Here is an 18,293-nt window from a genome sequence, read left to right on the forward strand (position 1 = left end):
GGGGGCCTTACAGCAGCGGCACCAGCAGCAGCGCCACGATGTTGATGATCTTGATCAGCGGGTTGATCGCCGGGCCGGCGGTGTCCTTGTACGGGTCACCCACGGTATCGCCGGTCACCGCGGCCTTGTGCGCTTCGCTGCCCTTGCCGCCGAAATGGCCATCCTCGATGTACTTCTTGGCATTGTCCCAGGCACCACCGCCGGTGGTCATCGAAATGGCCACGAACAGGCCGGTCACGATCGTGCCGATCAGCAACCCGCCCAGCGCACGTGGCCCCAGCAGCAGGCCGACCACCACCGGTACCGCGACCGGCAACAGCGAGGGCACGATCATTTCGCGGATCGCCGAGCGGGTCAGCATGTCCACCGCACGGTCGTACTGCGGCTTGGCAGTGCCCTGCATGATGCCGGGGATCTCGCGGAACTGGCGCCGCACTTCCTCCACCACCGCGCCGGCGGCGCGCCCAACGGCTTCCATCGCCATCGCACCGAACAGGTAGGGAATCAGGCCGCCGATCAGCAGGCCGATGATCACCGTGTGGTCGCTGAGGTCGAAGCGGAACTCCTGGCCGGGATTGGCTGCCTGCAGGTTGTGGGTGTAGTCGGCGAACAGCACCAGCGCGGCCAGTGCTGCCGAGCCGATGGCATAGCCCTTGGTCACCGCCTTGGTGGTGTTGCCCACCGCATCCAGCGGATCGGTGATGTCGCGGATTTCCGAGGGCAGCTCGGCCATCTCGGCGATGCCACCGGCGTTGTCGGTGATTGGCCCGTAAGCATCGAGGGCGACGATCATGCCGGCCATCGACAGCATTGCAGTGGCAGCGATGGCGATGCCGTACAGGCCACCCAGCGCGAACGCACCCCAGATGGCCGCGCACACCGCGATTACCGGCAGCGCGGTGGACTTCATCGAGATGCCGAGGCCGGCGATGATGTTGGTGCCGTGGCCGGTGGTCGATGCCTGTGCCACGTGCTGCACCGGCTTGTACTGGGTGCCGGTGTAGTACTCGGTGATCCACACGATCAGCCCGGTCAGGACCAGGCCGATCAGCGCGCAGCCGTACAGCGCGATGGGGCCGTGTACGTTGTCGGCCATCAGCCCGGTGGTGATCGGGTAGAACGCGATGGCCGCCAGCACGCCGGACACGATCACGCCCTTGTACAACGCGCCCATGATGGAACCGCCCGGCTTCACCTTGACGAACAGCGCACCGATGATCGAGGCGATGATCGATACGCCGCCGAGTACCAGCGGGTACAGCACCGCATTGGCACCGGCTTCGGCCAGCATCAGGCTGCCCAGCAGCATGGTGGCGATGACGGTGACCGCATAGGTTTCGAACAGGTCCGCTGCCATGCCAGCGCAGTCGCCGACGTTGTCACCAACGTTGTCGGCGATCACCGCCGGGTTGCGCGGGTCATCCTCGGGAATCCCGGCTTCGACCTTGCCGACCAGATCGGCGCCGACGTCCGCGCCCTTGGTGAAGATGCCGCCACCCAGGCGCGCGAAGATCGAGATCAGCGACGAGCCGAACGCCAGCCCGACCAGAGCATGCAGCGCCTGGTCCATCTGCAGGCCCATGCGCAGCAGCAGCGCGTAATAGCCGGCCACGCCCAGCAGGCCCAGCCCGACCACCAGCATGCCGGTGATCGCACCGCCGCGGAAGGCGACGTCCATCGCCGCGCTGATGCCGTGTCGTGCAGCCTCGGCAGTGCGCACGTTGGCACGCACCGAGACGTTCATGCCGATATAGCCGGCTGCACCGGACAGCACCGCACCGACCGCGAAGCCGATTGCGGTGTACCAGCTGAGGAAGATGCCGACCAGCACGAACAGCACCACGCCGGCGATGCCGATGGTCAGGTATTGGCGGTTGAGGTAAGCGCGTGCGCCTTCCTGGATCGCGTTGGCGATCGCGATCATGCGCTCATTGCCGGTGGGTTGGCGCAGGATCCAGCGCGCCGAGACGATTCCGTACAGGATCGCGAGAATGGCGCAGCCCAGCGCCAATGACAGCCCGTGACGTTCCAGCATTAGACCCCTCCGCAGAATGGATGGACAAGCATCCAGTGGCGATGAACGGCACCACGAGGGGGACGACGGGCTGCAGCCTGGAACCAACCCGTACCGACCTTGGTGGTCGTCCGACGTATGGCGGTGTTCAGCATTCCCTGGTGCCCGCAGTATGCGTGCCACCACCTGTGGAGTCGAGCGGCGCCCGGCAGGGTCTTCTTTGCACCCCGTTAAGCCAGCCTCTGCAAGCCTGCGCGCAGTCCCGTCGGAGAATCCCCATGCGCCTGTCCCTGTTGATGCTTGCCGTTCTGGCCCCGGCCATGCCTGCCTTCGCGGCGGAAGCACCGGAACTGCAGCGAGCGGTGGGTGCACCACAAGCGGTCGGCGCCGTGCATACGCTGCGGCAGATTCCCGAAGCCTGTGCCCGCCTGGAAGGCGCGTTCACCGGCCAGGCCGCCGAGCCCTATCGTTTCTCGGCGGTGCGTACCAGCGAGCAGTGCCAGCCGCGTGCCCGGTTTGTCGACTACAGCAAGGCGCAACCAAGCGCGGACAAGGGTTGGAAACTCAATGATGTGATCCGTGTTCCGAATGCCGCCTGCCCGGCACAGCAGGCGGTGGTGCGCGTATGGCGCCTTCCGGTGAACAACGCCCAGGCGCTGGATGGGCAGGGACAGTCGCGCATCTATCTGGAAGAAGCCAAGAAGCAGGCCGCCGCCGGCAAGATCCCGCAGGTGACGATGTTCGCCGCGCAGCTGCAGATGGAAGGCAAGGCCTGCAATTGAGGCTGAGCATCCACGCATGGCGTGGATCTACTGGGAGGGAGACCTGGGGTAGTGCCGGCCGCTGGCCGGCAACCCCGCGATCAATCCGCAAGCCTCGCTCCACGCGCCACCAGCAGCTCGCGCAGTGCCGATCTGTGGCACTGCGCCTCGTCCTCGCAATAGCAGCCCACCGCGATATCGCTGTGCTGCGATAGTGCGGCCAGCAGATCCAGCGCATGCGCCGCATCAGGCGCCTTCATCTCGGCTTTGTAGTGGCGGAAGAACGCATTCCAATCGGCAGCGGTCTTCGCCTCATGCGCCTGCTTCACCAGCTCCGCGCTGGGTGACAGCGTCGGGAACCACACGTCGTACCAGTCCTGCCGGGCAAATTCGCTGCGCGGCACACCGCGCGGCGGGCGCCGCACAGTGCCGATGCGCAGGCCTTCACCGGGCGCACGCGGAGAGCCAAGTCGAACAACACGCAACGCCATGGCATTCCTCGCAAAAAGGGGACGGAGGGGATTAAGTCGTATCCGACCCACGGCTGACGCTGTTGGAGATGACGGAGCGGCAGATGCGACTTAATCCCCTCCGTCCCCTTTTTCGACTCAGCCCTCGAAGGCCGGCAGCTTCTGCTTCACCGCCACGTTTTTCAGCGTCACGTACTTCGGCAGGCCATCGGTGCCATACGGCAGCGGCGCTTCGCCCTTGATCAGCGGCGACAGGTAGGCGCGTGCCTTGGCGGTGATGCCGAAGCCATCGCGGCGGATGAAACCGGCGGGCATCTTCTTTTCATGGTTGGCGATCTTCGACAGCGGCGCCGCTTCGATTTTCCAGCGGTAGGGCGCATCACTGCTGCGCACGATCACCGGCATCACACCGTTCTGGCCCTTCAGTGCCAGCTGCACCGCGGCCTTGCCCACTGCCTGCGCTTGCTCCCAGTCGGTCTTGCTGGCCAGGTGGCGGGCCGAGCGTTGCAGGTAATCGGGCAGCGCCCAATGCACCTTCAGGCCCAGCTGGTCCTTGACCCTGCCGGCCAGATGCGCGGCCACGCCGCCCAGCTGCGAGTGGCCGAACGAATCCTTGCCGCCACCGGCGTCGGCGACGAAGCGGCCATCGGCGGTAGCGATGCCTTCGGAGGCCACCACCACGCAGTAGCCGACGCGGTCGACCACGGCCTTGACCTTGGCCAGGAACACCGCCTCGTCATAGGCGCGTTCGGGCAGCAGGATGATGTGCGGTGCTTCGTCATCGCCGTTGCCGGCCAGGCCAGCGGCCGCAGCCAGCCAGCCAGCGTGGCGGCCCATTGCCTCGTAGATGAAGACGCGGGTGGAGGTCTCGGCCATCGCCGCCACGTCCAGCGCCGCTTCGCGCACCGACACGGCGGTGTACTTGGCCGCCGAGCCGAAGCCGGGGCAGGTGTCGGTCACCGCCAGGTCGTTGTCGATGGTCTTGGGCACACCGATGCAGGTCAGGTCGTAGCCAGAGGCCTTGGCCAGCTGCGAGACCTTCAGCGCGGTATCGGCCGAGTCGTTGCCACCGTTGTAGAGGAACCAGCGCACGTCGTGTGCGCGCAGCACCTCCAGCAGGCGGTCGTAGCGGGCGCGGTCGGCGTCCAGCGATTTCAGCTTGACCCGGCATGAGCCGAAGGCGCCGCCCGGGGTATGGGCCAGCGCGCGGATGGCCGCGGCGCTCTCCTTGCTGGTGTCGATCAGCTCCTCGCGCAGGGCACCGAGGATGCCGTTGCGGGCAGCCAGGACCTTGATGCCCTTGGCCCGGGCCTGCTCGATCACCGCTGCTGCAGTGGCATTGATGACCGCGGTGACACCGCCGGACTGGGCATAAAGGAGAGTACCGTTGCGCATGCTTCTACCTGCTCGGGGGAGGGGACATTGCAGGGACATTACCCGTATGCGGTAAAGTGGCGCTATTGCGGTGCAGCGATACCGGACCGTCCGGGACGCGAACCTTCTTAATTTTCAACACGTTGGAGTCAGGTCGATGCGATTGGTTCTGTTGGGACCGCCCGGTTCGGGCAAGGGGACACAGGCGACGCGCCTGAAGGAAAAGCTGGGTATCGCCCACATTTCGACCGGTGACATGCTGCGCGCGGAAATCGCTGCCGGCTCCGAGCTGGGCAAGCAGGCCAAGGCGGTGATGGACGCCGGCAACCTGGTCTCGGACGACATCCTGCTGGGCATGCTGGAGTCGCGCCTGACCCAGGCCGATGTCGCCAAGGGCTTCATCCTGGATGGCTACCCGCGCAATGTGGCCCAGGCCAATGCGATGGACGGACTGCTGGCCAAGATCGGCCAGCCGCTAGACGCGGTGGTGCAGTTGGACGTGGCCACCGAGCTGCTGGTCGACCGCATCGCCGGTCGTGCCAAGGAGCAGGGCCGCGCCGATGACAGTCCGGAAGCGGTGCGTCAGCGCCTGCAGGTCTACAACGACCAGACCGCCCCGGTGGTCGACTTCTATGCTGCCCGTGGCACCCTGGCCCGCGTCGACGGCGTCGGTGAGCTGGACGAGATCGAAGCCCGCATCCTGGCGGCGATCAAGGGTTGAACCGGCCGGGCCGGCACCTTGCCGGCCCCCGGGCGCAAAAAAACACAGGCCTGGTCCGCGAGGATCAGGCCTGTGTCGTTTGATAGGCGCCAGCAGAGGGCTTGCTCAGGGCCCCGCAGCATGAGCTCCCTTGGGGATGGCCTCTTGGGGAGTAGGACCGGTTCGGGTACTGCGGCTGGCAGTTCGAATTGTGTCCGGGTTCACAGAACATCGCTATCGGGATTTCCCTGACAGAAGATTGGAGTTTTCTCACATCCTGTGTAGGACTTGTCTTACCCCCGGTCGGACATTGGCCCTATACAGCCGTCATCAGTCACAATCCTCGGTCATGAGCAGCGTACATATCCTTGCAATCGCCGGCACCTTCATGGGCGGCGTGGCCGCCCTGGCGCGGGAACTGGGCCATACGGTCAGCGGCAGTGACCAGGCCATCTACCCGCCGATGTCGACCCAGCTCGAGCAGCTGGGCATCACCCTGGACCAGGGCTACCGCGCCGACAGCGTGCCGGCCGGCACCGGCCAGGTGGTGATCGGCAACGCGCTGTCGCGCGGCAACGCGGCCGTGGAGGCCGTGCTTGATGCCGGCCAGCGCTACATTTCCGGGGCGCAGTGGCTGTCCGAGCAGGTCCTGCCGGGGCGCGATACCCTGGCCGTCGCCGGCACCCACGGCAAGACCACCACCACCACCATCCTCACCTGGCTGCTGGAAAGCGCCGGCCGCTCGCCGGGTTTCCTGATCGGCGGCGTGGCCGAGGACTTCGGCGTTTCGGCCCGGCTGGGCAAGGGCCGCGAGTTCGTGGTCGAGGCCGATGAATACGACACCGCCTTCTTCGACAAGCGCAGCAAGTTCGTGCACTACCGGCCGCTGGTGGCCATTCTCAACAACCTCGAATACGACCACGCCGACATCTTTCCGGACGTGGCGGCGATCCAGCGCCAGTTCCACCACCTGGTGCGCACGGTGCCGGCTCGCGGCCGCTTGATCGTCAACGGCGAGGACCAGCACCTGGCCGAAGTACTGGCCATGGGCTGCTGGACCCCGGTGGAGCGTTTTGGTTTTGATCCCTCGCTGGAATGGCACGCCGAACTGCTGGCCGCCGATGGCAGCGCGTTCCGCGTGCACCATCGCGGGCAGGCACTGGGTGATGTGCAGTGGTCATTGCTGGGCCGCCACAACGTGCTCAACGGCCTGGCCGCACTGGCTGCCGCGCATGCGGTGGGCGTGGCCCCGGCCGAGGTGATTCCGGCGCTGGCGCACTTCCGCAGCGTCAAGCGCCGCATGGAAGTGATCGGCAGCCACGATGGCATCACCGTCTACGATGATTTCGCCCATCACCCGACTGCGATCGCCACCACGCTGGAAGGCCTGCGTGCCAAGGTCGGCGATGCGCGCATCGTGGTCGCGATGGAGCCACGCAGCAACTCGATGCGGCTGGGCGCGCATGCGCATGCGCTGGCCCCGTCGCTGGCGCTTGCCGATGAAGTGGTGTTCCTGCATCGTCCTGAGCTCGCGTGGGACGCGGCGGCAGTGATCGCCGCCGTGCGTGGTGAAGCGCATGCGGTGCCGGATACCGACGCACTGCTGGCGCAGCTGCAGTCCAGCGTGCGCAGCGGTGACCACGTGGTGTTCATGTCCAACGGTGGCTTCGACGGCGCGCCGCGTCGCTTCCTCGCCGCCCTGCAGGCCCGATGAGCGCCGACGATTCGCTGCCGCTGTTTCCGCTGCACACCACGCTGGTGCCGGGTGCAGCGGTGGGCCTGCGTGTGTTCGAGCGCCGCTACCTGGATCTGGTCCGCGACAGCGGCCGAAGCGGCGAGGGCTTTGGTGTGTGCCTGATCCTCGATGGCCAGGAAGTGGGGGCACCGGCGACGCCTGCGGCGTATGGCGTGCAGGTACGCATCGAAGACTTCGATGTCGGCGCCGACGGCGTGTTGCAGCTGCGCCTGCGCGGCACCCGCCGCTTCCATGTCGAGCGCACCCGCGTGCGCGACAACGGCCTGGTGGTGGCCGATGTGCATTGGTGCGAGGAAGATCCCGACGACGAACTGAAGCCGCAGCATGCGCTGCTGGCCACGGTGCTGGGGCACATCATCGAACAGGCGGGCGAGGCCTATGCGCCCGCCAGCCCGGCACTGCTGGACCAGGCCAGCTGGGTCGGCTGGCGGCTGGCCGAACTGCTGCCGCTGAGCGAGCAGCAGCGCCTGCAGCTGCTGCAGATGGATGACCCGCACCAGCGGTTGCAGCAGTTGCTGGGCTGGATGCCGTAAAACGCCAACCAAGGTTGGCGACTACCAGAGCGCGGCGGAGCCGGAAAACGCCAACCAAGGTTGGCGACTACCAGGGCGCGGCGGAGCCGGTAGATGCCAACCTTGGTTGGCAGCCTTTTCCCGAAGCGCCAACCAAGGTTGGCATCTGCCAGAGCGCGGCGGTAGCGCCGGGCCATGCCCGGCGGCTCCATCACGGCGTGGTATTCAACCGCAGCACCGGCAGCCCGGTTTCGCTGTGCACGTCTTCGCGCTGCGGCAGGTCCTGCACGGCGTCCTTCACCGCGTTCAACGCCGGGTCGACGCCGCGCAGCGGGTGCCACATGCCGATCCACTCGAAGTGGCGCTCGTAGCGCAGGGTCTGCGCGCTGCCCAGCCACAACGGCGTGTTGCCCGGCTGCAGCTGTGCCGGTGCAGGCCACAGGCGCAGCACATAGCGCTCATCCGGCTTCGCGCCCTGGCGCACCATCAGCAGTGCTTCCACGCGGGTGTCCAGCGTTGCCGGCAACACCGGCAGTTCATCTGCACCGGTGTTCTTGTCCAGCATCAGCAGCGCCTGCTGCCAGCCGGCCTGTTCCTGCCGCTTCCAGCCGCGCGCTTCCAGCTGTGCCTGCAGCGGTGCCAGCGGCCCGGCCACCTGCACGTCAAGCGGCCAGCGCTGGTCGTCGTCGAACTCGTTGCGGCGCGCCGGCAGCGTGGACCAGTCGTGCTGCCACCAGGCCTGCGCATCCATCGCCTGCGGGGCCGGCAGGGTCGGCTCGAAGCGTTCCAGCTTCACCGGAATGTGGCGCGGCGCGTACCACATCGCCGCTACCGCGAACACGCCATAGAACAACCAGGCCACCGGCTTTACCCAGAACGAGCGGTTGAAGCGGCGGCGGTAGGCGATGCCCAGCACCAGCAGCCAGAACGTGCCGAACAGCATGCCGCCGATCACATCGCTCAGCCAATGCGCGCCCAGGTACAGGCGCGAGAAGCCGATCAGGCTGACCACGATGCCGGACACCAGGTACGGCCAGACGCGGGTGCGGCCGGGCATCTCGCGGGCAATCAGCACCGCGAAGAAACCGAAGGTGATGGTGGCCATGGTCACCGACACCGACGGGAAGCCGAAACCGCTGCTGGCATCGACCGGGCGCACCACATCCACGGTGGCGCCTAGCAGCATGGTCAGCGCCAGGCCGAAGGCGAGTGCGGCCAGCCAGTGCGCGGCCGCCATCCAGCGCCGGCGCCAGATCAGGTAGCCCATCGCCGCAGCGGTGGCTGGCAGCAGTACCTGCCAGGCGCCCAGCGAAGCCAGTGCTGCCATCGGGTAGTCGGCCAGCGGGTTGCGCAGCGCCAGCATGGCCTGGTGCACCAGCAGGTCGATCGCCAGCGGTTCACCGTGCGCGACCACCACGGTGAGCAGCGCGAACCAGCCCCAGCCCAGCACCAGCAGCATCAACGCCAGCATCGCCAGCGGCACCGATTCACGGCGCTTGGGATCCAGCACGCCGACGGTGTAGCGGCCCAGCGTCGGGTGGCGGTTGGACCAGTCCAGCAGGCGCGCCAGCCAGTTGTCCATGCGCGCGGCCGACCAGCGGTAGCCGTACAGCACGATGGCCCAGACCAGGCTGAGGATCACCGCCAGCAGGCCAACCACCACCACCAGACGCCCGGCCACCGCCGCGACTGCGTCATAGGCTTCGCCAAGAATCCAGCCCGGCGCCAGGAACAGCACCGCCCACGAAATGCTGGCGATGCCGCTGGCCTGCACGTAACGGCTGGCTGGCATCTTCATCATGCCGGCAATGGCTGGCACGAACGGGCGGATCGCGCCGACGTAGCGTGCGATCAGGATGCTCTTGAACGCATTGCGGCGGAACAGGTTCTCGCCGCGGTCGAGCAGCTGCGGGTAGCGGCTGAACGGCCAGACGCCGCGAAGGCGGTCACCCCAGCGGCGCCCGATCCAGTAGCTGATGCCGTCGCCGGCAAAGGCGCCCAGGGCTGCAGCCGCAACCGCGTACGGCCCGGAGATCTGGCCCAGGCCGATGAACACGCCCACCGCGAACAGCAACGGCAGCGCCGGCACGATGGCGCCAAGAATGATGACCGCATCGCAGAAGGCGATGAGGAAGATAACGGCACCCGCCAGCACGGGGTGAGCGGCAATCCACGCGAGCGTGGCGTCGATCCATGAAGAGTCCATTGCCCGATTATAGGGGCGTGAAGGTGACTGGTTCCCAGCCGCTTCGTGACCGTTTGCAACCGGCGCCATCGCCTAGAATGGGCCCATGCCGCATACGCCAGACGCTCCACCGCATGCTTTGAAGGCCGACAGTTTCGGCCAGATCCTTCTTGTGAAAGGGCCCGATGGCCCCTTCGTGCGCCGTGATCTGGGCGCCACACCGCTGTGGCTGCGGCTGCCGGCCTGGTGGCTGGCCCGCCGCGAGGCACGCGCGCTGCAGCACATCCACGGCATGGCCGATGTGCCGCAGCTGCTGGCCTGGAATGGCCGCCACCTGGACCGCAGTTTCATGGCCGGCGATGCCATGTACCAGCGTCCGCCGCGCGGCGATCTGGCCTGGTTCCGCTCGGCGCGTCGGCTGCTGCAGCAGCTGCATCGCAACGGCGTTGCCCACAACGACCTGGCCAAGGAAGCCAACTGGCTGGTCACCGAGGATGGTCGGCCGGCGCTGATCGACTTCCAGCTGGCGGTGATCGGCAACCCGCGCTCGCGCTGGATGCGGCTGCTGGCCCGCGAGGATCTGCGCCACCTGCTCAAGCACAAGCGCATGTACTGCCGCGAGTCGCTCACCCCGGTGGAGAAGCGCGTGCTCAAGCGCACCTCGTGGGTGCGCGAGCTGTGGTTCGCCACCGGCAAACCGGTCTACCGCTTCGTTACCCGCCGCATCCTGCATTGGGAAGACAATGAAGGGCAGGGGCCCAAGCCGTGAGCCGTGCGCAGGTGATGACCGGCCCGCCGGGTGCGGGCAGCGTCCTGCGCCCACAGCTGGCTGGCGCCGACTTCGTGCACGCCTGCCAGGCGACGACCCGTCGGGATGGGCGCTCGGCCCTGCAGGCCTACCGCGATATGGCCACGACCATTCCCGGCTGGTTCGACGGGCTGATGGCGCTGCGCAACCACGGCATGCGCCTGCTCGGCATGAAGCATCTGGGTTCGTTGCGGGCGGTGCAGGTTGTTGCGGATCCTCAACCTGGCCAGCGGCTGGGCATCTTCACCCTGCAGTCGATGGATGACGATGCCATCGTGCTGGAAGACGACGACCGCCATCTGCGCGTGCAGCTGGCCCTGCAGTGGCAGGGTGACGTGCTGGAAGTGGCCACCGTGGTGCATACCCATAACGCGTTCGGCCGGGTCTACATGCTGCCGGTGGCGCCGGTACATCGATTGATCGTGCCGCACCTGCTGCAGAAGCAGGTACGCGCCTATCGGTAGCGCAGGGCCATGCCCGGCGGCATTGAGCGTTGTGTCCGCCGGGCATGGCCCGGTGCTACCTGCTTACGGCGTTGCCGGCACCACCTGCTGGCCGATGAAGTTACGCTTGGCGTCGAAGTCGTAGGCGATCTGCAACTGCCCCACATCCGGGCAGGCGTGGCAGTCGCGCAGCGGCGTGCGGTACAGCAGGCGGATGCCGCCGTTCTCCAGCGGCGAAGCACCGGCCGACTGTGCTGGCGCGAACGGCGTGGCCTGCGGGTTGGTCTTCAGCAGTTCCTGTACGGCAGGATCGGCGCGCAGCGTGTCGTCCAATTGCACGGCATCCACGTCGATGCGCTTGCCACCGGCATCGACCAGTCGCGTGCCTTCATTGGTGTTGGCGCGGAAGGGATACTCGACCGTGGCAATGCCCAGTCCTTCGTTCTCGTGCCAGGCGGTCACATAGGCCAGCTCGCCGCCGGTGGACAACTGCTCGGCGGCGGTAATGGCATCGGCGCTGGCGCCACCGGCGCGCATCGCATCGCGCAGGCAATCCCGGGTGGCCGCATTCTCGCCCTGGCGGCAGGCGTTGAGATCGCCATCCCAGACCACCGCCTCGCTCCAGCGCATCTTGCCGTCGGCGGCGGCCTTCTCCGCACTGGGCGCGTCACCGGCGGGCGGCTCCTTGCCGGGTTCCGGCGAACGGCCCTGGCAGGCAGTCAGCAGGGCAAGCCCCAGGGCAGGCAGCAACAGGCGGGAACGGCGCATGGCGTGGACCTCGTGCGTTGTCTGGAGGCCCGAGTATCGTCAAGGCCGGGTGAACTCCGCGTCGGCGCGGCATACTAGCGACTCATTGCATACGCTGGAGTGTGGAACGTGGGCAGTCTGCAGGGCAAAACGCTTTTCATCACCGGTGCCTCGCGCGGCATCGGCTTGGCCATCGCACTGCGCGCTGCGCGCGACGGCGCCAATGTGGCCATTGCGGCCAAGTCGTCGGTACCGAACCCGAAGCTGCCGGGCACCATCCATAGCGCGGCCGAAGCGGTAACGGCGGCTGGTGGCCAGGGTCTGGCCCTGAAGTGCGACATCCGCGAGGAAGAGCAGGTGCAGGCGGCGGTGGCGGCCACGGTCGATACCTTCGGTGGCATCGACATCCTGATCAACAACGCCAGTGCAATCTGGCTGCGTGGCACGCTGGATACGCCAATGAAGCGTTTCGACCTGATGCAGCAGGTCAACTCGCGCGGCAGCTTCCTGTGCGCGCAGGCCTGCCTGCCTTACCTGCTGGAGGCGCCGAACCCGCACATCCTCACCCTCGCACCGCCGCCGAGCCTGGACCCAAAGTGGTGGGCACCACATACCGGCTACACGTTGGCGAAGATGGGCATGAGCTTCGTCACCCTGGGTCTGGCCGCGGAATTCGGTCCGCAGGGCGTGGCGGTGAATGCGCTGTGGCCGCGCACGGTCATCGCCACCGATGCGATCAACATGATTCCGGGCGTGGATGCGGCCGGCTGCCGCACGCCGCAGATCATGGCCGACGCCGCGCATGCGGTGCTGGTGCGTGAGGCGGCCGGTTTCCACGGCCAGTTCCTGATCGATGATGAAGTGCTGGCGCAGGCCGGTGTCACCGATCTTTCGGGATACGCGATGGATCCGTCGCGTCCGTTGTTGCCGGATCTGTTCCTGGATTGACCGCGCGTCGCGGGAAGAGGCCGAGGGCTGCGACCCTCGGCCTGCTGCGCTAGAATGCGCGGCTGTAATCGTTTTCAACAGGGATGTGAACACATGTCACGCACTCTTTCCGTTGCGGCGCTGGCCGCTTCGCTGTCGTTGATCCTGACCGCCTGTGGTGGCAAGGCCCCCGCAGCTGCGGGCGGCGCCGCTGCCTCCGGCACGGCGGACGCCATCGCGGCCCCGTCCGACACACAGCAGCAGTTGACCGCCAAGCTCAACGCCTACATCGGCTGCTTCAACGCGCTGGATTCGAAAACCCACGGCAGCATCCAGTCCTACACGCGCTGGATCAAGGATGTCGACGCTGGCCCGACCGGGCGCGAGACGCACGTGTACGGACCGTTCGAGATCAGCGATTACGACATGAAGCAGTGCGACGCCCCGGTGACCGAGGCGATCGCTGCCAAGCCGGCGCTGGCCGATCTCGATGCGGCTGCAGGCCATTACCAGCAGGCGCTGAAGGCGCTGGTGCCGCTCAGCAAGGACGCGCATGATTACTACGATCGCCAGGACTACGAGGACGACCAGTTCGCCAAGGGCAAGCAGCTGCACGCGCCCTTGATGGTCGCCTTCAAGGATTTCGTGGCTGCCAGCGAAACGTTCAATGCCGAGCTGGAGCGTCAGAACGACGCTGCCCAGCGCGAGCAGCTCAAGGCGCTGGAGCAGGCCGAGGGGCGCACCCGCGAGTACTACCGTCTGGCGATGATGCTGGAAGCCAAGGCCATCATGGATCTGATGAGCGAGGATGATTTCGATCAGGCCAAGGCCCGTGAACGTCTGGATGCCTTCAACCGCATTTCCGATGAAGCGCACGCCAAGGTTGCCGACCAGGAACCGGGCAAGTCGGACTGGGAAGGCTTCGAACGTGGGGCCGAGAATTTCCGGCGCGAAGGCAAGGAGCGGCTGCAGCGCGTCAGCGAGAAGAAGCCTTACACCGATTTCGAACGACGCATGCTTGATTCGCCGTCGATGGCGCCGCGTGGCTCTGCCAACAAGCTCATGCAGGAATACAACACGCTAGTTTTCCAGAGCAACCGCCAGTGACCGGCGCGCCAGCACCCATGCTAGAGACCATGACGACTTCCTATCTGCGTATCGCGCCGCTGCTGCTGATCGGCGCTGTGGCTGGCCTGAGCGGCTGCAACAAATCGGCAGGGTTGCCTGTGGCCGACCCCGGCCTGGAGAAGGTGAACGCCTACATCGAATGCTACAACGGCGTTGAACAACCCATTCACGAGGGTTTCCAGACCTACACCAGCTGGATGAAGGACCCTGAAGCCGGCCCGACCGGCAAGGAAGCGCAACCTCGTTCGCCCGGCAAGGTGCTGTCGCACCGGGTCGAGTACTGCGGCCAGCCACTGACCGACGCGCTGGCGAAGACACCGGCACTGCCGATGGATGGCCCCGCGCGTGACTATCAGCAGGCATTCCAGGCATTGAACAACCTGGTCGAGCGCGCCGATGGCTACTTCACCCGCGAGGACTATCGTCGTGATGGCGGTGAAGGGATGCGCAGCCAGCATACCCCGTTGATGCAGGCCTATGCTGAGTTCTTCAAGGCCAGCGAAGCGATGGATGCGGCGCTGGAAAAGAACGAGAACGATCGCCGTGCCGCGCAGCTGAAGCAGATCGAGGAAAGCGAAGGACGTTCGCTGGCCTACTACCACCTTCGCCTGCTGGGCGATGGCAAGCAACTGACCACCGCGTTCCAGCACGACGCACCGGACGTTGCGGCGTTGCGCGCGCAGCTGGCTGACTATCAGGCTCTGGTGACGGAAATCCAGAACGGCGGTGTCGGCAAGGACGACCCGATGTGGGGCCATGTGCAGCGTTCGGCGGACAAACTGGTGCGTACCGCGGGACGCGGCGTCGAGCGCCTGGAGCAGCACAAGCCGATCACCGCCGAAGCGCTGGCGGCAGAGCGGAAGGCGTCGGGTAGTTGGCTCACCACCGACCCGGAAGGGGCGCAGTCAACGATCCTCGCCGCATACAACGATCTGGTGACCACCAGCAACCGCATGCGGTGAGCAACGACGCACGCATTCATGCGTAACCGCCGAGGGGTAGTGCCGGCCGCTGGCCGGCATGTACCTCAATGGTTGAACGCATCCGGCAGCTTGCCGCCGCACTTGCGGCAGTGCCGCGCATCCGGTTCGTGGCCTTCCAGCCCGCAGTGCGGGCAGCCACGTGCATCGCGGCGCGCGGCCAGTTCGGCATCGCGCATGGTGCTGGCCAGTTCGGCGGTGTAGATGCCGGTGGGTACGGCGATGATGCTGTAACCGATCAGGATCAGCACTGACGTGACGAAGCGGCCGAGCACGGTCTGCGGAACGATGTCGCCGAAGCCGACCGTGGCCATCGTCACCACCGCCCAGTACATGCTGCTGGGAATGCTGGTGAAGCCATGGTTCGGTCCCTCGATCACGTACATCAGCGTGCCAGCGATGATGGTGATGGTGACCACCGTGAACAGGAACAGCAGGATCTTGCGCCGGCTGCGCCATAGCGACTGCATCAGCACGCCGCTTTCTTCGATGTAGCGGGTCAGCTTGAGGATGCGGAACACGCGCAGGATGCGCAGTGCGCGCACCACCAGCAGGCTCTGCGCACCGGGAATGAACAGCGACAGGTAGGTCGGCAGGATCGAGGCCAGGTCGATGATGCCCCAGACGCTCACCGCGTAGCGCAGCGGGCGCTTGACCACCACCAGCCGCAGCACGTATTCGGCGGTGAACAGCAGGGTAAAGCCCCATTCCAGCACGTACAGCCAGTCGGCATGGGCGATGTGGAAGCGCTGCACGCTGTCGAACATCACCACCAGCACGCTGGCGATGATCGCGTAGACCAGCAGCAGGTCGAAATTGCGCGAGGGCCGGCTGTCGTGGCGGTAGATGATGTCGAACCACCGACGGCGCCAGCCGGTCTCGGTGGCGGGGTTCAGCTGGGGGGCGGTAAACGGTCGCATGCGCGCATTGTGCCGCAGGGGTTCCGGCGCGAGAATGGGGATTCCTGAACCCTGCCGACTGCCATGACCGCCGCTACCGATCCGCTGATCTCCCTTTCGCACTACTACCTGCCGGTCTACAAGCCCCGCCAGGTGGTACTGGAGCGAGGCCAGGGCGCCCGCGTGTGGGACAGCCAGGGCCGTGAGTTCATCGACCTGGCCGCCGGCATCGCCGTGTGCGGCCTGGGCCACAACGATCCGGACCTGGTCGCCGCACTGGTCGAGCAGGCCGGCAAGCTGTGGCACACCAGCAACGTGTTCTACAGCGCACCGCCGCTGCACCTGGCCGAGGAACTGGTGAAGGCCAGCCGCTTCGCCGAGCGCGTGTTCCTGTGCAACTCCGGCGCCGAAGCCAACGAAGTGGCGATCAAGATGGTCCGCAAATGGGCCTCCAGCCAGGGCCGCCCGGCCGACAAGCGGGTGATCATCACCTTCCGTGGCAGCTTCCACGGCCGCACCATGGGCGCGGTCACCGCGACTGCGCAGCCGAAGTACCAGGAAGGTTACGAGCCGCTGCCCGGTGGCTTCCGCTACATCGATTTCAACGATGAGGTGCAGCTGGAAACCGCGATGGCCGCCGGCGACGTGGCGGCGGTAATGCTGGAACCGATCCAGGGCGAGGGCGGCGTGATGCCGGCCAAGTCCGGTTTCCTCAAGCGCGTGCGCGAACTGTGCGACCAGCACAACGCACTGCTGGTGCTGGACGAGATCCAGGCCGGCATGGGCCGCACCGGCACGCTGTTCGCGCACTGGCAGGACGACGTGGTGCCGGACATGGTCACCCTGGCCAAGGCGCTGGGCGGTGGCTTCCCGATCGGCGCGATGCTGGCCGGACCCAAGGTCGCTGAAACCATGCAGTTTGGCGCGCACGGCACCACCTTCGGTGGCAATCCGCTGGCTGCCGCCGTCGCGCGTGTGGCGCTGCGCAAGCTCGCCTCGGCGGAGATCGCCGCCAACGTCAGCCGCCAGTCGAAGGCGCTGCGCGATGGCTTCGCCCGCATCAACGACGAGTTCGGCGTGTTCAGCGACGTGCGTGGCCGGGGCCTGATGCTGGGCGCGGTGCTGAGCAAGGACTTTGCCGGCCAGGCTGGTGCGATCCTCGATCACGCTGCCGAGCAGGGCCTGCTGACCCTGCAGGCAGGCCCGGACGTGCTGCGCTTCGTGCCGTCGCTGAACATCACCGACGAAGAAGTGGCCGAAGGCCTCAAGCGCCTGCGCGCAGCGATTGCTGCGTTCATCGCCGCGCGCTGAGGCCAGCGGCGATAACTATAGAGCCGAGCCCATGCTCGGCTCTACATTGGTTCACGCAATCTGGTAACGCTTCAACACCTTGCCCAACCCACGGCCATCGCGCACGGTTTCCGCGTGCAGGCCGGCGGCACGTGCGCCGCGCACGTTGGCGAACAGATCATCGACGAACAGCGTGCGCGCAGGCGCCACGTCCAGTGCTTCCAGCGTGCGCAGGAATACCGCAGGCGCCGGTTTGCGCAGACCGAAATCCGCGCTGCAGAACACGCGGCCCTGCAGGGCCGGGAACAGTTCCGGCAGCAGGCTGGGCAACGCCTGTACCATCAGCGCGCCATTGTTGGTCAGTACGGCCAGTGGCAGCTGCAGCACCTGCAGCCGCTGCAGTACGGCCGGCTGTGGCTGGCTGGCGGCCTGTCGCGCAGCGATCCAGGTGTGCATATCGACGGTGCGGCCCAGCTGTCTGCTCAGCTGCGCCAGATAGGTGTGGCCATCCAGTACGCCGCAGTCGTGCTGCGCCTCCAGCCCGCTGTCGTACAGCGCGGCCTGCACGGTTTCCGGCGCGACATCCAGCGCCTCGGCCAGGTGCAGCACGCGCTGCGCGCGCTGGTACTGCACCAGCACGCCATCCACATCCAGCAGCAACAGGTCGATCCGCATTGGCCGAGCATGCCATTGCAGTGAACACGCGGGAAACCCTGGACCAGTCATGCGACAGACGGTCGCAGACGGGGCCGCAGGCGCCTGCCTAGAATGGCGCTTGAATCCGCAGGAGATGCAACGATGAAGGCTTGGATGGTGGCAGTGGGACTGGGCGCGCTGATGCTGGCGCCGTCGGCGATGGCGCGGGTGTGCGCGGTGAGCATCGACAGCACCGACCAGATGAGCTTCAGCAGCCGCGAGATCAAGGTGGCGGCCGACTGCACCGCCGTCGACCTGACCCTGCGCCACACCGGCAAGCTGGCCACTACCGCGATGGGCCACAACTGGGTGCTGACCCGCAGCGCCGACTACCAGCCGGTGGCAATGGCGGGCATGCGCATGACCTTGGCCGACAGCTACCTGCCGAAGGCCGACAAGCGTGTGCTGGCACACACCAAGGTGATCGGCGGCGGCGAAACCACGCGCGTGCGCTTCTCTACCCAGGGGCTGCAGAAGGGGGGCGACTACACCTTCTTCTGCTCGTTCCCCGGCCACTTCGCGATGATGAAGGGCAAGTTCGTCTTCGGTTGATGCCTTATGTAGAGTCGAGCCATGCTCGACTGCTCCGTGCCAACCAAGGTT

18 protein-coding genes are annotated in these 18,293 nt (G+C 66.5%); 11 read left to right on the plus strand and 7 right to left on the minus strand.

Annotation, left to right across the window (positions count from 1 at the left end):
- Positions 1 to 7: 7 nt before the first annotated feature.
- The gene (locus AC13GA_RS14570) at positions 8 to 2,035 is read right to left on the minus strand and encodes a sodium-translocating pyrophosphatase (RefSeq protein WP_136639593.1); all 2,028 of its coding nucleotides are present in this window, start codon (positions 2,033 to 2,035) and stop codon (positions 8 to 10) included.
- A 257-nt stretch (positions 2,036 to 2,292) separates the two neighbouring features.
- On the opposite strand from AC13GA_RS14570, the gene AC13GA_RS14575 reads away from it, so the two are divergent.
- Complete coding sequence (locus AC13GA_RS14575; RefSeq protein ID WP_223496440.1) at positions 2,293 to 2,796, plus strand: hypothetical protein; 504 nt, start codon at positions 2,293 to 2,295, stop codon at positions 2,794 to 2,796.
- 80 nt (positions 2,797 to 2,876) lie between these two features.
- Here the strand turns inward: AC13GA_RS14575 and AC13GA_RS14580 are convergent, their stop codons facing one another.
- Entirely contained in the window at positions 2,877 to 3,266 is a 390-nt protein-coding gene (locus tag AC13GA_RS14580) for a DUF488 domain-containing protein (RefSeq protein ID WP_253078742.1), read from the minus strand.
- Positions 3,267 to 3,383: 117 nt separating this feature from the next.
- On the minus strand, positions 3,384 to 4,640 hold the full coding sequence (locus AC13GA_RS14585; protein ID WP_482998407.1) for a 6-phosphofructokinase: 1,257 nt from the start codon (positions 4,638 to 4,640) through the stop codon (positions 3,384 to 3,386).
- Positions 4,641 to 4,776: 136 nt separating this feature from the next.
- Here AC13GA_RS14585 and AC13GA_RS14590 point away from each other — a divergent pair, with 136 nt between their 5' ends.
- The 3 genes from AC13GA_RS14590 to AC13GA_RS14600 all read left to right on the plus strand — a co-directional run bounded on the left by AC13GA_RS14590 (position 4,777) and on the right by AC13GA_RS14600 (position 7,608).
- The gene (locus AC13GA_RS14590) at positions 4,777 to 5,340 is read left to right on the plus strand and encodes an adenylate kinase (RefSeq protein WP_012512023.1); all 564 of its coding nucleotides are present in this window, start codon (positions 4,777 to 4,779) and stop codon (positions 5,338 to 5,340) included.
- Positions 5,341 to 5,668: 328 nt separating this feature from the next.
- Entirely contained in the window at positions 5,669 to 7,033 is a 1,365-nt protein-coding gene (gene mpl / locus AC13GA_RS14595; RefSeq protein ID WP_482998408.1) for a UDP-N-acetylmuramate:L-alanyl-gamma-D-glutamyl-meso-diaminopimelate ligase, read from the plus strand.
- Entirely contained in the window at positions 7,030 to 7,608 is a 579-nt protein-coding gene (locus tag AC13GA_RS14600; protein WP_006389956.1) for an LON peptidase substrate-binding domain-containing protein, read from the plus strand. The genes mpl and AC13GA_RS14600 overlap by 4 nt, the downstream gene beginning before the upstream one ends.
- Positions 7,609 to 7,798: 190 nt before the next feature.
- Here AC13GA_RS14600 and AC13GA_RS14605 read toward each other — a convergent pair whose 3' ends face one another.
- Positions 7,799 to 9,793, minus strand: a complete 1,995-nt coding sequence (locus AC13GA_RS14605; protein ID WP_482998409.1) for a bifunctional DedA family/phosphatase PAP2 family protein — start codon at positions 9,791 to 9,793, stop codon at positions 7,799 to 7,801.
- Positions 9,794 to 9,878: 85 nt separating this feature from the next.
- Between AC13GA_RS14605 and AC13GA_RS14610 the strand changes: the two genes are divergently transcribed.
- Complete coding sequence (locus AC13GA_RS14610; protein WP_006389922.1) at positions 9,879 to 10,541, plus strand: serine/threonine-protein kinase; 663 nt, start codon at positions 9,879 to 9,881, stop codon at positions 10,539 to 10,541.
- Positions 10,538 to 11,044 carry a DUF2867 domain-containing protein gene (locus AC13GA_RS14615; RefSeq protein WP_482998410.1) on the plus strand — a complete coding sequence of 169 codons (507 nt, stop codon included), beginning with the start codon at positions 10,538 to 10,540 and terminating at the stop codon, positions 11,042 to 11,044. The genes AC13GA_RS14610 and AC13GA_RS14615 overlap by 4 nt, the downstream gene beginning before the upstream one ends.
- A 63-nt stretch (positions 11,045 to 11,107) precedes the next feature.
- Here the strand turns inward: AC13GA_RS14615 and AC13GA_RS14620 are convergent, their stop codons facing one another.
- On the minus strand, positions 11,108 to 11,791 hold the full coding sequence (locus AC13GA_RS14620; protein WP_100469489.1) for a hypothetical protein: 684 nt from the start codon (positions 11,789 to 11,791) through the stop codon (positions 11,108 to 11,110).
- Positions 11,792 to 11,899: 108 nt separating this feature from the next.
- On the opposite strand from AC13GA_RS14620, the gene AC13GA_RS14625 reads away from it, so the two are divergent.
- The 3 genes from AC13GA_RS14625 (at position 11,900) to AC13GA_RS14635 (ending at position 14,787) form a co-directional block, all read left to right on the plus strand.
- Complete coding sequence (locus tag AC13GA_RS14625) at positions 11,900 to 12,718, plus strand: SDR family oxidoreductase (RefSeq protein ID WP_482998411.1); 819 nt, start codon at positions 11,900 to 11,902, stop codon at positions 12,716 to 12,718.
- A gap of 93 nt (positions 12,719 to 12,811) precedes the next feature.
- A complete protein-coding gene (locus AC13GA_RS14630) occupies positions 12,812 to 13,804 on the plus strand; it encodes a YiiG family protein (protein ID WP_482998412.1) in 993 nt (330 codons plus the stop codon).
- A gap of 17 nt (positions 13,805 to 13,821) precedes the next feature.
- Positions 13,822 to 14,787 (plus strand): YiiG family protein, encoded by a 966-nt coding sequence (locus tag AC13GA_RS14635; RefSeq protein WP_482998413.1) that lies wholly within the window; start codon positions 13,822 to 13,824, stop codon positions 14,785 to 14,787.
- 65 nt (positions 14,788 to 14,852) lie between these two features.
- Here AC13GA_RS14635 and AC13GA_RS14640 read toward each other — a convergent pair whose 3' ends face one another.
- The gene (locus AC13GA_RS14640; RefSeq protein ID WP_253078736.1) at positions 14,853 to 15,725 is read right to left on the minus strand and encodes an ion transporter; all 873 of its coding nucleotides are present in this window, start codon (positions 15,723 to 15,725) and stop codon (positions 14,853 to 14,855) included.
- Positions 15,726 to 15,788: 63 nt separating this feature from the next.
- Here AC13GA_RS14640 and AC13GA_RS14645 point away from each other — a divergent pair, with 63 nt between their 5' ends.
- Positions 15,789 to 17,015 carry an acetylornithine transaminase gene (locus AC13GA_RS14645; protein ID WP_006467246.1) on the plus strand — a complete coding sequence of 409 codons (1,227 nt, stop codon included), beginning with the start codon at positions 15,789 to 15,791 and terminating at the stop codon, positions 17,013 to 17,015.
- Between the two features lie 51 nt (positions 17,016 to 17,066).
- Here the strand turns inward: AC13GA_RS14645 and AC13GA_RS14650 are convergent, their stop codons facing one another.
- Positions 17,067 to 17,669 carry an HAD-IA family hydrolase gene (locus AC13GA_RS14650; RefSeq protein WP_482998414.1) on the minus strand — a complete coding sequence of 201 codons (603 nt, stop codon included), beginning with the start codon at positions 17,667 to 17,669 and terminating at the stop codon, positions 17,067 to 17,069.
- Between the two features lie 123 nt (positions 17,670 to 17,792).
- On the opposite strand from AC13GA_RS14650, the gene azu reads away from it, so the two are divergent.
- Positions 17,793 to 18,242, plus strand: a complete 450-nt coding sequence (gene azu / locus AC13GA_RS14655; protein ID WP_164161125.1) for an azurin — start codon at positions 17,793 to 17,795, stop codon at positions 18,240 to 18,242.
- Positions 18,243 to 18,293 lie beyond the last annotated feature (51 nt).

The organism is Stenotrophomonas sp. 22DLJC03, from assembly GCF_056861405.1.